The sequence below is a fragment of the Marinobacter sp. L-13 genome (assembly GCF_056857715.1).
The window spans coordinates 58,725-71,512 of the sequence record NZ_JBSXNQ010000055.1 but is presented as its reverse complement, the minus strand read 5'-3'; the positions used below and the strand labels follow the sequence as shown (position 1 = coordinate 71,512).

The window sequence follows — 12,788 nt, the reverse complement described above, 5'->3', positions numbered from 1 at the left end:
AGCAGAGTCATGGCCAGCGTACCTGCAGAAACCAATGCCTCCAACATGCCCGCAGCCCGGGAGGGAGACGCGCCAGAGAGCCGTAGCGACCTGTTCATGGGGTTCAACCGGCTCAACCTGCTGCGCCAGATCGGGCTTATGGTGGGGCTTGCCGCCAGCGTGGCGCTGGGGCTGGCGGTCGTGCTCTGGGCTCAGGAGCCGAACTATCAGCCGGTGGTGGGTGATCTTTCATCCTACAATCCCCAGGATGTGACCACCATCCTCGAAAGCAACGGTATCGACTACAAGATGGATCCGCGCACCGGCGCATTACTGGTTCCCTCGGATCAGGTCTACAACGCCCGTTTGAAGCTGGCGGCCGAAGGTGTCACCGATCGTCAAACCATGGGCTACGAACTGCTGGACCAGGAACGTGGTCTCGGCACGTCCCAGTTTATGGAAACCATCTCATACCGGCGCGGGCTTGAGGGTGAGCTTGCCCGCACCGTTGCCAGCATGCGTGGCGTTCGGAATGCCCGTGTGCACCTGGCTATCCCGGAGCGCTCTGTCTTTGTTCGCGATGCCCGTGATCCCTCTGCCTCGGTGTTTCTTGAAGTTTTCGCTGGTCGCCGGCCAGAACAGGAACAGATTAACGCTATTGTGAATCTGGTTGCCGGCAGTGTTCCCATGATGAGCAAGGAACACGTAACCGTTGTCGATCAAAACGGCAATCTGTTGACGGGCAAGCAAAGTCAGAGCGGTGCGGATCAGATGGCGGACCAATACGAATACACCGCCAAAGTCGAGGAGCGTCTGACACGTCGGGTTGCCTCTCTCATCGGACCCATCGTGGGTGATGGCCGCTATCGTGCCGAAGTGTCGGCGGATCTCGATTTCTCCTCGGTGGAGCAGGCACAGGAATTGTTCAACCCCGAACAGCAGGCGGTGCGCAGTGAGCGTGAGCTGACCGAACGGCGCACTGCCGGCGCACAGGGCGGCATTCCCGGTGCGCTGGCAAACCAGCCGCCGGCTGATGCTACGGTGCCAGAGCAGGCTGCCGGTGGTGATGGTGAGCAGGCGGCGCCAGCACCGGTCAACGTGCGAAGTGAATCCACGCGGAATTATGAAATGGATCGTACTGTCAGCTACCGACGTCAGGAGCTGGGCAGAGTCAAGCGGGTGACCGTGGCTCTGGCGGTGGACGACATGAAAGTAGTGGATCCACAAACGGGCGAAGTCAGCTACGAGCCCTGGCCGGAGCAGGAGCTGCAGCGGCTCAGCATGCTGGTTCGGGACGCCGTGGGCTATTCAGCTGCCCGGGGTGACAGTGTTACGGTGATGAATACCGCATTTGCGCAGGAAGAATCCGTTGAATTCGAGGCTCCGGCGTTCTGGGAACAGCCCTGGTTCTGGGATCTGATGAAGCAAGTGCTCGCAGGCCTGGTGATTCTGGTGCTCGTGCTGGGGCTGCTGCGCCCAACGCTTAAAAGCCTGTCCAGCGGAGGCCAGCGGGAACGCGGCCTGGATTCCGGCTCCGGCAGTGGCGGTGGTTACGGGGGCCTTGATGACATCGAGGGTGGAGATGAGCTCCGCAAGGCCATGTCCGCCCAGGATGATCTGCTTTTGCCGGGTGCCACAGACGGTTATGATAGGCAGCTGAACGCATTGAAAGGGCTGATTGCCGAAGACCCGGCGCGGGTCGCACAGGTAATGCGCCAGTGGGTGAACGTCGATGACTGAGCAAGCCAATCAACAGGGTGGCGGTGAGCCATCAAAGCCGCAGCGGAAAATTCCGCGTGTGGAGCAGGCTGCGATTCTGCTCATGTCACTGGGCGAAGCGGATGCCGCAGAAATCCTCAAGCACATGGGCCCCAAAGAGGTCCAGCGTGTGGGCGTGGCCATGGCTCAGATGAAGGATGTCAGCAAGGACGAAGTGACCTACGTGATGAACCAGTTTGTTGATGCCGTAGGCGGGCAGACCGGGCTTGGCGTAGGCAATGACGAGTACATCCGGACGATGCTCACCCAGGCGCTCGGCGACGACAAGGCATCCAGCCTGATCGATCGCATCCTGATTGGCGGCAATACCACCGGCCTCGATACTCTCAAGTGGATGGAGCCCCGGGCCGTTGGCGACATCATTCGCTATGAACACCCGCAAATCCAGGCCATTGTTATTTCCTACCTGGATCCGGATCAGGCCGCTGAAATTCTTGGCACCCTGGATGAGAAGGTCCGCCTTGATGTGATGATGCGTGTTGCGTCACTGGAGAGTATCCAGCCCCAGGCCTTGCAGGAACTCAACGATATCCTGGAGAAGCAGTTCTCGGGTGGCGCCGCCTCCCAGACCAGCCGCATTGGCGGGGTCAAGCGCGCAGCGGACATCATGAACTTCATGGATCGGAGCATCGAAGGCAATCTGATGGATTCCATAAAGGATATGGATCCGGACCTTGCCAGCACCATCGAAGACCTGATGTTCGTGTTCGATAACCTAAAGGAAGTGGACGACCGCGGAATCCAGGCGCTGTTGCGGGAAGTGTCCTCGGAAGTGCTGGTGGTGGCCCTCAAGGGCGCCGACGAGGAGGTTCAGAACAAGATCTTCAAGAACATGTCCAAACGCGCTGCGGAATTGCTGCAGGATGATCTTGAGGCCAAGGGGCCGGTCAAGGTCAGCGAAGTTGAATCCGCCCAGAAAGACATTATCACCATTGCACGCCGTATGGCCGAGGCCGGTGAAATCTCCCTCGGCGGTGCCGGCGAAGAAATGATGTGATGAAAGATTCCACCCGTGACGTCAATCGCATTCCCAAGGAACAGCTGACCGCCTATGAACGGTGGGAGCTGCCCCTGCTGGATGCCCGTGGCAATGAAGTAGCGCGGGAAGAGGAGCGCGAGGTCAAGCCCCTCACCGCCGCCGACATTGACGAGATTCGCGAGGCGGCCCGGGAAGACGGCTATAACGAGGGCCGGGAACAGGGTTACCAGGATGGCCTGAAGGCCGGCAAAGAGGAAGGCCACCAGGATGGGCTGGAAACCGGCCTGGCAGAGGGCAGGGAGCAAGGCAAAAGTCAGGGCTACGACGATACCCGCAAGGAAATCGACACCAAGCTTGACCGTCTCGAACATCTACTCGGTGAGTTACTGCTGCCGATCAAGCGCCACGAGGACGAACTTGAAACCTCTCTGGTCAACCTGACCACGGTTCTGGCCCGGGCGGTGGTCTATCGTGAACTGACCATCGACTCCTCCCAGATCCGTCACGTGGTTCGCCGCGCCATGGAGGCGCTACCCTCCACCGCGGAAAACATCCGCATCCATATAAACCCGGAAGACTGTGAAATGGTTCGCGAGGTGACCGCCCGCCTCGAAGCGTCCGCTTCCGTCATTGAAGACGCCAGTATTCTGCCCGGTGGCTGTAAGGTGGAAACCCGTCACAGCCTGGTGGATTTCACGGTTGAGAAACGTTTCCAGCGGGCCGTGCAGAGCATGCTGGACCAGCAGATGAGCGACAGTGAGGGCGGAGAAACCGAGGAACTGGACTCCATGATGGAAGACTTGACCGGTTTCCATCGGGACGTGCTGGATTCCCCGGAGACCGGGGATTCCTCAGACGATCCGAAGCCGGCGCAAAATACAGGTGACGGTGATGACCTCGAGCCTCGCTGATCGCCTCAACCGCTTTCAGGAGTTTCTGGGAAGCGAGCCCGAGCCTGAACTTTCCGGCCGACTGACCCGCATGGTGGGCCTTACCCTCGAATGTGTCGGCTGCCCCATGGTGGTCGGTGACCGCTGTGTCATTTTTGGCCAGAACACCGGTAATGTTGAGGCGGAAGTGGTGGGCTTTGAGGACGACCGGGTGTATCTGATGCCCCTGACAGCAATCGAGGGGCTCAAGCCCGGTGCCAGGGTTGTGCCTCTGTCTGCCGCAAGCCGGGTGCCGGTTGGCCCCCAGCTGCTTGGCCGGGTGGTCGATGGCAGTGGCGAGCCCCTGGACGGAAAAGGCCCCTTGCAGGCCGAAGCCCGCGTGGCGCTCACCGGCGATATTATCAACCCGCTGAACCGCGCCCCGGTGCGGCAGTCGATGGATGTGGGTATTCGGGCGATCAATGCGTTGATGACCGTCGGCCAGGGGCAGCGCCTGGGTCTGTTTGCCGGCAGCGGCGTGGGCAAGAGTATGTTGCTGGGCATGATGACCCGCTTTACCGATGCCGACATCACCGTGGTGGGCCTGATTGGTGAGCGGGGCCGCGAGGTAAAGGAGTTTATCGAAGACATCCTGGGCGAAGAGGGCCTTTCCCGCTCGGTGGTGGTGGCCGCGCCCGCGGACGATTCGCCACTGATGCGGTTGCGCGCCGCCATGCTGACCACCCGGATTGCCGAGTATTACCGGGATCAGGGCAAACGCGTGCTCCTGTTGATGGATTCTCTTACCCGTTACGCCCAGGCCCAGCGGGAAATTGCGCTGGCCGTGGGTGAGCCGCCGGCGACCAAAGGCTACCCGCCCTCGGTATTTGCCAAACTGCCCCAGTTGGTGGAGCGAACCGGCAATGGTCGCCCCGGAGGTGGTTCTATCACGGCGTTCTACACCGTACTGACCGAAGGCGATGACCAGCAGGATCCGATTGCAGACGCTGCCCGGGCGATTCTGGATGGCCACATCGTACTCTCCCGCCGGCTTGCCGAAGAGGGACACTACCCCGCCATTGATGTGGAAGCGTCGATCAGCCGGGTGATGCCGCAGGTAACCGAGACCGAACATTTTTCCAGGGCCCAGCGATTCAAGCAGGTGTACTCACGGTACCAGCAGGCCCGGGATCTGATCTCTGTCGGCGCTTACGTGAAGGGTTCCGATCCCGAGACCGATTTTGCCATCACTCACATCGGTAATATGCGCCAGTTCCTGCAGCAGGGCCTGAATGAGAGTGCACCACTGAAGGAAAGTGTTGACCAGTTGCTGGCGGTGGTGCCAGAGCGTCGATCCCCCGATCGGCGTAAGTCGGCCGTGCCGAATCCGGCAGCTGGCGGCGGAGGTGATGCCTGATGCTGCGTTCCCGGCGTCTGGAAGTGGTTCTTTCCCTGGAGGAGCGCAAGGAGCAGGAAGCCCTGGAGCGAATGGGAGAGGCCAGGAAGCTGGCGGAGCAGCAGCGCGAACAGGTCCAGAACCTGAATCGCTACCAGCAGGAGTACCGGGATCAGATTCGCAACAGCCAACAGGGGATTGTGCAGGTGTCCAGGCTCCAGGCGTGGCAGGCCTTTATTGCGCAACTGGATCAGGTAATCCGGCAGCAACAGACGCAGCTGGAGCAGGCGGAAAAGGTCTTCGAGGCGCGCAAAAAGGAATGGCAGCACGCCTGGGAGCGCCGGCGTGGCATGGAAAAATACATAGAAACCTGCCGCCAGCAGGAGCAGAGGGAGCAGGATCTCCGGGAACAGAAGCTTTCGGATGAGGCCGCGGGGCGGGCTTTTAACCAACGTCGACGCTGAATCTTGCTCCGCATCAAGCAAATACAGATGCAAAATCAGACCACTCAGCTATCCTTACCGGATGTAGGGCTGGTAGTACACGCCGGTCAAATGCTGCTCTTGATAGCCCGGGAGGTTTTGGAATGCCGATCCAGACGCGCCGCGATGATGACGGTCAGACTCTTGTTATCAGGATAGAGGGGCGTTTCGACTTCAGCACCCATCAGGCGTTCCGTGATGCTTACGAGCACGGTGATCCGCACATCCGGAATTACATTGTGGATCTGTCTGACACCACCTACCTCGATAGCTCGGCGCTGGGAATGCTGTTGTTGCTCCGTGATTATGCCGGAGGTGACAGTGCCGGAATCGTCATCGAAAACTGCAATAACGATGTCCGTCGTATCCTTTCAATCTCCAATTTCGAGCAACTTTTCAATATCCGCTGATGCTCGCGGACTGCCGGAGTACTCATGGATGATTCCGTTGCAGAACATAGCCGTCCCCTGAGAATACTGATCGCTGACGATTCAGACAGCGATCGCCTGATCCTCAAAACACTGCTGAAGCGACTGGGGCACGAAGTCCTTGATGTTGCAAACGGACTGGACGCGGTCTCTGTTTTCCAGCGGGAGGCGCCGGATCTGGTGCTGCTGGACGCCCTGATGCCTGTCATGGATGGCATGGAAGCGGCCCGTCAGATCAAGCTCCTGGCTGGCGAACGGCTGGTCCCCCTGATTTTCCTGACCTCCCTGTCTGAAGCCGGTGCCCTGGCCCGATGTCTGGAGGCCGGTGGCGATGACTTCCTGGGAAAGCCCTATAACCGGATCATCATTGAAGCCAAGATCAAGGCTTTCAACCGAATGCGATTGATGCACCGGACCCTCTCGGATCAGCGGGATCTCATTCGTGAGCGCAACCGACAACTTACCGAAGAGCAGGAAATCGCCAAACGGGTCTTCGATAACGTGGCTCATTCCGGCTGCCTGGATGCCTCCAATATTCGTTATCACGCTTCGCCCCTGTCCATTTTCAATGGTGATGTGTTGTTTGCCTCGCCCCGGCCGGCGGGCGGGATGCTGATCTTCATGGGGGATTTCACCGGCCATGGTCTGCCGGCTGCCATCGGCGCCATGCCTGTAGCCGAGATCTTCTACGGCATGGCCAATAAGGGTTTTAACGGCCAGGACGTGTTGCGCGAGATCAACCAGAAACTCAAACGGATTCTGCCGACGGGCATGTTCTGCTGTGGCGCCATGATTGAGGCGGATTTCAAACTTAATCAGTTGCAGATCTGGAACGGCGGTCTGCCGGATGGCTGGCTGATCCGGACCACCGGAGAACTCCTGGCATTGCCATCGCGGCATCTTCCCCTCGGTATCCTTGCACCAGATCAGTTCAATGCCGATTTCGAGAGGGTTGGTGCCGCCCCTGGCGACAGAGTGCTGATGATGACCGACGGCTTTCTGGAATCTGCCGACAGCGCCGGCAACGTGTTCGGTGAGCAGGGCGTTACCGGCACGCTTGACCGGCTGGACGATGGGGACCATCCGTTCGATGCCATGATGTCCGCGGTTCACCGGTTCACCGGCAACTTTGAGGATGGCGATGACCTGACGCTCTGTTGTCTGGAAATGATGGACGAGGCGGGGCTGGCTACCCTGCCAGATCGTGCCGCACCGTCTGCTCTTGCCGGGCCGGCGGAATGGCGCTGCAGCTATGAAATCCGGGAAAGGACCCTCGGAGAGTTCAGTCCCCTGCCTCTGTTGCTTCATATCTGTATGGAGGTGCCGGGTCTTCGACGGAAGAGCGGCGAAATCTATACCCTGCTGGCGGAACTCTACAACAACGCGCTGGAGCACGGTGTTCTGGAACTCCCGTCAGAATGGAAGCACTCACCGGAGGGCTTTGGCCGCTACTACGCGGAGCGCAATCGGCGCCTGGCCAACGTGGAGGGTCACTACATCCGGTTCACACTGCACCATTCCCTGAAACCGGATGGAGGTCGGCTTCGTGTTATCTGTGAGGACAGCGGCCAAGGGTTTGATTTTCACAATCATCCCAGCGTGGCCCCCGGTAATTCCCCAACCATGAGCGGGCGCTATGCAGGGCGGGGCCTGCTGCTGTTGAAACGTCTGGCGGAGACCATCAGGTTTCATGAACAGGGCAATCATGTTGAAATTGTCTACGATTGGCAGTTCGCCCGTACAGCGGAGAATCGAGATGACTGATAAACCACACCTGGACGAGGAGGCACTGGCTGAGCTTCGAGACGTCATGGAGGACGAATTCGAAGTGCTGATACAGACCTATGTTGCAGATTCCCGCGACAGGATTCGGGGATTGCAAGAAGCCCTGAGGGCTGACGATAGTGACGCCTTTGCCAAGACGGCCCATAGCTTCAAGGGCAGTTGTATCAATATTGGCGCCCCACGACTTGGCGATCTCTGCCTGAGGGCGGAAATCGCAGGAAAGGAATCCCGGCTGGACGATGCCTCGGGATTACTGGATGACATCGCCCGGGAATTCGAACAGGTAATCGCAGGCCTGGATGGCTTGATGGTGGGGTGAATCAGGTCTATTCAGGCCGTTTGTCAGGCGAAGCAGGTGTGCGCTGGCATCACAATTGCTTTGTCCTTCGCATTGAGTGGATTAACCGCCCATGCACCGGCCAAGTCCGGCAAGGTGAGGGCGACAATGCGATAAAAGCGGCAAGAGGTTGCCATGGCCCAGATGGTTCTTCCCCAAACCCCCGCGCCCGGGACGCAACAAGATCCCGGCCCGTCAAAATCCGGAGCCAGCCGAGATCCGGCTGACAGGAAAAGCGATTTCGACTCTGTCTCCCAGGCTGAGCAAAAGCGGCTCGATCGCCAGAAGGCGGATCGGGCCGCTGAGGCCAGATCTGCCGATGAATCCCGGGCGGCCCGGGACACACCTTCAGAGACGAAAACGGAAGCAAACGCGAACGCTGATCCAAAGGGTGGCGAAAAAGCCAACGCTGCCACGGATGCTGAATCACAGGACGCGGACTGGGCCGCTGTAGCAGGTGATGGCAAATCAGAGCCGACGGCGCTTCCCCTTACCTTTGTCGAGTTGCAGTCCTGGCTGAATCCAAAAGCCGGAGGTGCCGGTGAGTCCGCCATGTCAGCTACAATGCCGGGAGTCGGCGTCAATGCTGCCAACGGTGTTTCGGGCCAAGCGAATTCCGTTGCCGGATTGTTCAGTGGCCTTCTCACAGGGGCCTCGGGTCAGAAAGCTCAGTCCGGATCCGGCGGTGTTTCCGGCGATGCGACACTGACAGATGTCATGAAGGCCTCAGTGCTCACCGACTCCGGCCGCAATGCGGATTCCGGCTCGTTGATCAATTCTGGCCGCTTCCAGTCCGCCATGGATCTGGTGTCCCAGCAAGCGGCCAATAATGCCAATGGGGCAGCAAAACTGACGGCCGAGAACGCTGCGCCATTACGAGGTTATGCTACGTCCATTGATGTGCCGGTAGGCCATGCAGAGTGGGGCGACAAACTGGTGGGCAAGCTCAGCTGGCTGACTGCCCGTAACATGTCGGTTGCCGAAATCCACCTGACACCACCGGACATGGGCCCCATGGAGGTCAAGGTCCGGGTGCAGAACGAGCAGGCGAGTATTACGGTCCATTCGGCCAATCCCGTGGTCCGTGACCAGCTTGAACTGCATTCCCACCGGCTCAGGGATATGCTGGGTGAGCAGGGAATGTCGTTGGCAGGCTTCGATGTTTCCGATTCGCCTCGCCAGCAGACCGGCGAGCAGGGCACCGGAAACGATAATGGCTCCGGTGGCGGTTCGGCATCGCTGGTCGCTGGCGATCAGGACGATGAAGGCATCAGCTCCGGCAGCCTTGATCTCAGCTGGAAAGGCGAAGTAGACATCTTCGCCTGATACCCTTCGATATTCTCTTCCAATCTCCTTTGCCCATCCTTCCCGGCAACGCTAAACTGCTGTTCTGAACGGGAAGGTTGGGTGTTCTGGCCCGCCCTTTGCATCCAATCCTGAAAAGTCGCGGAAAATTGCTCCCCGTGACGGATTTCTGGCAAAGCGAACATTATGGCTGAAAATAACGAATCTGAAGCGGCTCCTGCCAAGAAGGGAAAACTGAAACTGATCATCATGCTGGTTGTGGTGGTGATCCTGGCCATTGTGCTGTCTGTGGTGGGTACCCTGTGGTTCCTGGGCGGCGGTCTTCCGGGCATGGGGGAGGAAGAGGGTGACGCAACCGAGGTTGCAGAGGAAACCTTTATTCCCAGCAGCTACTACCAGATGGAAAAAGCCATCGTTACCACGGTTCAGGCTGAGGGTCGCCAACGCTACGCCCAGGCTTATCTGGCGCTGGAGTCCACCGATCCACAGGCGCTTGAAGCTGCCAAGCTGCACATGCCTCTCATTCGAAGCCAGCTGGTGACAGTCCTTGGTAGCAGTAACTTCAACGAGCTGCAGACGCCCGAGGGCCGCAGTGGCCTGGCCGAGCGGATGCTAACCACGGTGAATCAGGTTCTGGAGCAGGAAGGCGAGCCCGCCATCAAACGGGTGTTATTCAGAAATTTTGTCGTGCAATAGCGCACGGGCCAAGGTACTTCACGGGCAGGACTACGTATGCAGGACTTGTTGTCACAGGATGAAATCGATGCCCTCCTCCACGGGGTGGATGACGGTGACATTGATACCTATGAAGAGACTGACGATACCGGCATAAAGAACTACGACCTTGCCAGTCAGGACCGCATCGTTCGGGGCCGGATGCCGACCCTGGAGATGATCAACGAGCGCTTTGCCCGTTACACCCGGATCAGCCTGTTCAACCTGATGCGTCGCAACGCCGATGTCTCCACCGGAGGCGTCCAGATCATGAAATTCGGCGAGTATATCCACACCCTGTACGTGCCCACCAGCCTGAACCTGTGCAAAGTCCGCCCGTTGCGCGGCACTTCGCTGTTCGTGCTGGATGCCAAGCTGGTCTTCAAACTGGTGGACAACTTCTTCGGTGGGGAGGGGCGGCACGCCAAGATCGAGGGTCGCGAGTTCACCCCGACCGAGACCCGCATCGTGCAGATGGTTCTGGATCAGGTGTTCCACGATATGAAGGAAGCCTGGCACGCGGTCCTCAAGGTGGATTTCGAGTACCTGAGCTCAGAAGTGAACCCGGCCATGGCCAACATCGTCAGCCCCAGTGAGGTGGTCGTGGTCAGCACCTTCCACATTGAACTCGACGGCGGCGGCGGTGAGCTGCATTTTGCCTTGCCCTATTCCATGATCGAGCCCATCCGCGACGTGCTCGATGCCGGGGTTCAGAGTGATATTGACGATGTTGATGAGCGCTGGGTGAACGCGCTCCAGGAAGACATCAAAGAGGTCAACGTTCCGATCAACACGACGGTCTGTCGCCGTCGGATCTCGTTGCGGGACATCGCCAAGATGAAAGCCGGTGACATTATCCCGGTGGAGGTGCCCGAGCATTTGACGGTCACCGCCAACGGCATCCCCGTTTACAAGGCAACTCTGGGGACCCGTGACGGGAAACTGGCACTGCGGATTCATGAGCGGGCATCAAGGCCCAAGGTAAAGAAACAATTGAAGGTGGGACGCAATGGCTGACGACGACAAGAAAGACGAGCAGGAGCTCAGCGAAGACGAAAAGCTGGCTGCCGAGTGGGAAGCCGCCATGGAAGAGTCCGGTGATGAGGGCGAACGCGAGGACGAGTGGGCCGCTGCGATGGCAGAGGCCGGCGAGACCGGAGAGGCCGAAGACGATGTTCAGGCTGCGCCCATGGAGGAATTCGAGACCGGAAGCGAACCCTCCATGGGTGGTGGTCCTGCTCCGGATATCGACGTCATTCTCGATATACCGGTCACCATTTCCATGGAAGTGGGCAACACCCAGATCCCGATACGGAACCTGCTGCAACTGAACCAGGGCTCGGTTATCGAACTGGACAGGCTTGCGGGCGAACCGCTGGACGTGCTGGTAAACGGTACCCTGATCGCCCATGGCGAGGTGGTCATGGTGAATGAAAAGTTCGGCATCCGTCTCACCGATGTGATCAGCCCGGGCGAACGTATCAAGCGGTTGCAGAAGTAAAATGTGGTCCAAATCCATTGCGGTACTGGCGCTGCTGCTGATCAACCCGGCCTTTGCCCAGGAAACTGCCAAGACGGTTGCCCCTGATTCACCCGTGCGTGCCCCGGATACCGTTGGCACCATTGTCAGCCTGGGGTTGGGGCTGGTGGCAGTGATTGCCGTGATCTATGGCTGCGCCTGGATTATCCGCCGTATGAATGGCATGACCGGCATGAACAACAACGCCATCAAGGTGGTGTCGGTGATGGCCATTGGTGCTCGCGAGCGTATCGCGCTGATTGAGGTGGGCGGCCAGCAGATCCTGTTGGGTATTACCCCATCGGCGATCCGGACCCTGCATGTGTTTGACGAGCCGGTTGTCGAGGCTGGCAGCGCCGGCTCCAGTGATTTTGCCCGGCGTCTGCAGGGCATGATCGGCAAATCCTGGACTTCCCCGACAAGGAACGACTAGCCCCATGCTTGCGGCAACCATCAAGCGACTGCTTCCATCCCTGATTGTCTTGGCGGGCTTTGTCTGGGCGCCACTGGCGCTGGCTCAGGAGCCTTCCGGCATCCCTGGTATACCGGCTTTCACAGTGACGCCCGGAGAAGGCGAGGGCGCCCAGGAATACTCGGTAACCCTGCAGATCCTGGCGCTGATGACAGCGCTGACGTTCCTGCCGGCCATGCTCATGATGATGACGTCTTTTACCCGCATCATCGTTGTGTTTGCGATCCTGCGCCAGGCAATTGGCCTGCAATCCACACCGTCGAACCAGATTCTTCTCGGCCTGGCCCTGTTTCTCAGCATCTTCATCATGAAACCGGTGCTGGAAGAGGCCAACCGGGTGGCGCTGCAACCCTACATGCAGGAGGAAGTAACCTCCCTGGAGGCGGTCGAGCTGGCAAGCCAACCGTTCCGGAAATTCATGCTGGAACAGACCCGTGAGAGCGATCTGGCATTGTTCATGCGAATCTCTGACACGCAGTACGAGACGCCGCAGGACGTGTCTTTCTGGATCCTGATGCCGGCATTCGTGACCAGTGAACTCAAGACCGCATTCCAGATCGGGTTTATCCTGTTTATACCGTTTCTGATTATCGACATGGTGGTGGCCAGTGTTCTCATGGCCATGGGTATGATGATGCTGTCGCCGATCATCATCTCCCTGCCGTTCAAGATTATGCTCTTTGTTCTGGTGGATGGCTGGGCCCTGATCATGGGCACACTCGCCGCCAGTTACGGAATATAGGA

At 58.9% G+C, this 12,788-nt stretch carries 14 protein-coding genes; all 14 read left to right on the top strand.

Annotation, left to right across the window (positions count from 1 at the left end):
* Nucleotides 1-9: 9 nt before the first annotated feature.
* The 14 genes from fliF to fliP all read left to right on the top strand — a co-directional run bounded on the left by fliF (nucleotide 10) and on the right by fliP (nucleotide 12,786).
* Nucleotides 10-1,719 (top strand): flagellar basal-body MS-ring/collar protein FliF, encoded by a 1,710-nt coding sequence (gene fliF, locus AC13DD_RS10965; protein WP_482931127.1) that lies wholly within the window; start codon nucleotides 10-12, stop codon nucleotides 1,717-1,719.
* Nucleotides 1,712-2,755 carry a flagellar motor switch protein FliG gene (fliG, locus tag AC13DD_RS10960; protein WP_008173060.1) on the top strand — a complete coding sequence of 348 codons (1,044 nt, stop codon included), beginning with the start codon at nucleotides 1,712-1,714 and terminating at the stop codon, nucleotides 2,753-2,755. Before fliF ends, fliG begins: the two co-directional genes overlap by 8 nt.
* Nucleotides 2,755-3,648 carry a flagellar assembly protein FliH gene (locus tag AC13DD_RS10955; protein ID WP_041645327.1) on the top strand — a complete coding sequence of 298 codons (894 nt, stop codon included), beginning with the start codon at nucleotides 2,755-2,757 and terminating at the stop codon, nucleotides 3,646-3,648. Before fliG ends, AC13DD_RS10955 begins: the two co-directional genes overlap by 1 nt.
* Nucleotides 3,629-5,023, top strand: coding sequence for a flagellar protein export ATPase FliI (gene fliI, locus AC13DD_RS10950; RefSeq protein WP_053112489.1), 1,395 nt, complete (start codon nucleotides 3,629-3,631; stop codon nucleotides 5,021-5,023). The genes AC13DD_RS10955 and fliI overlap by 20 nt, the downstream gene beginning before the upstream one ends.
* The gene (gene fliJ, locus AC13DD_RS10945) at nucleotides 5,023-5,466 is read left to right on the top strand and encodes a flagellar export protein FliJ (RefSeq protein ID WP_008173065.1); all 444 of its coding nucleotides are present in this window, start codon (nucleotides 5,023-5,025) and stop codon (nucleotides 5,464-5,466) included. Before fliI ends, fliJ begins: the two co-directional genes overlap by 1 nt.
* Before the next feature lie 122 nt (nucleotides 5,467-5,588).
* Complete coding sequence (locus tag AC13DD_RS10940; protein ID WP_053112487.1) at nucleotides 5,589-5,894, top strand: STAS domain-containing protein; 306 nt, start codon at nucleotides 5,589-5,591, stop codon at nucleotides 5,892-5,894.
* 24 nt (nucleotides 5,895-5,918) lie between these two features.
* On the top strand, nucleotides 5,919-7,676 hold the full coding sequence (locus tag AC13DD_RS10935; protein WP_008173067.1) for a PP2C family protein-serine/threonine phosphatase: 1,758 nt from the start codon (nucleotides 5,919-5,921) through the stop codon (nucleotides 7,674-7,676).
* Nucleotides 7,669-8,016, top strand: a complete 348-nt coding sequence (locus AC13DD_RS10930) for an Hpt domain-containing protein (protein ID WP_008173068.1) — start codon at nucleotides 7,669-7,671, stop codon at nucleotides 8,014-8,016. Before AC13DD_RS10935 ends, AC13DD_RS10930 begins: the two co-directional genes overlap by 8 nt.
* 153 nt (nucleotides 8,017-8,169) lie before the next feature.
* Nucleotides 8,170-9,360 carry a flagellar hook-length control protein FliK gene (locus AC13DD_RS10925; protein ID WP_008173069.1) on the top strand — a complete coding sequence of 397 codons (1,191 nt, stop codon included), beginning with the start codon at nucleotides 8,170-8,172 and terminating at the stop codon, nucleotides 9,358-9,360.
* Between the two features lie 165 nt (nucleotides 9,361-9,525).
* Nucleotides 9,526-10,035 carry a flagellar basal body-associated FliL family protein gene (locus AC13DD_RS10920; RefSeq protein WP_008173070.1) on the top strand — a complete coding sequence of 170 codons (510 nt, stop codon included), beginning with the start codon at nucleotides 9,526-9,528 and terminating at the stop codon, nucleotides 10,033-10,035.
* A 36-nt stretch (nucleotides 10,036-10,071) separates the two neighbouring features.
* A complete protein-coding gene (gene fliM / locus AC13DD_RS10915; protein ID WP_273094625.1) occupies nucleotides 10,072-11,070 on the top strand; it encodes a flagellar motor switch protein FliM in 999 nt (332 codons plus the stop codon).
* The gene (gene fliN, locus AC13DD_RS10910) at nucleotides 11,063-11,554 is read left to right on the top strand and encodes a flagellar motor switch protein FliN (protein ID WP_008173072.1); all 492 of its coding nucleotides are present in this window, start codon (nucleotides 11,063-11,065) and stop codon (nucleotides 11,552-11,554) included. Before fliM ends, fliN begins: the two co-directional genes overlap by 8 nt.
* A 1-nt stretch (nucleotide 11,555) precedes the next feature.
* A complete protein-coding gene (gene fliO, locus AC13DD_RS10905) occupies nucleotides 11,556-12,005 on the top strand; it encodes a flagellar biosynthetic protein FliO (RefSeq protein WP_014577625.1) in 450 nt (149 codons plus the stop codon).
* Nucleotides 12,006-12,009: 4 nt separating this feature from the next.
* Nucleotides 12,010-12,786 (top strand): flagellar type III secretion system pore protein FliP, encoded by a 777-nt coding sequence (gene fliP / locus AC13DD_RS10900; RefSeq protein ID WP_014577624.1) that lies wholly within the window; start codon nucleotides 12,010-12,012, stop codon nucleotides 12,784-12,786.
* The last annotated feature ends 2 nt before the right edge of the window (nucleotides 12,787-12,788 follow it).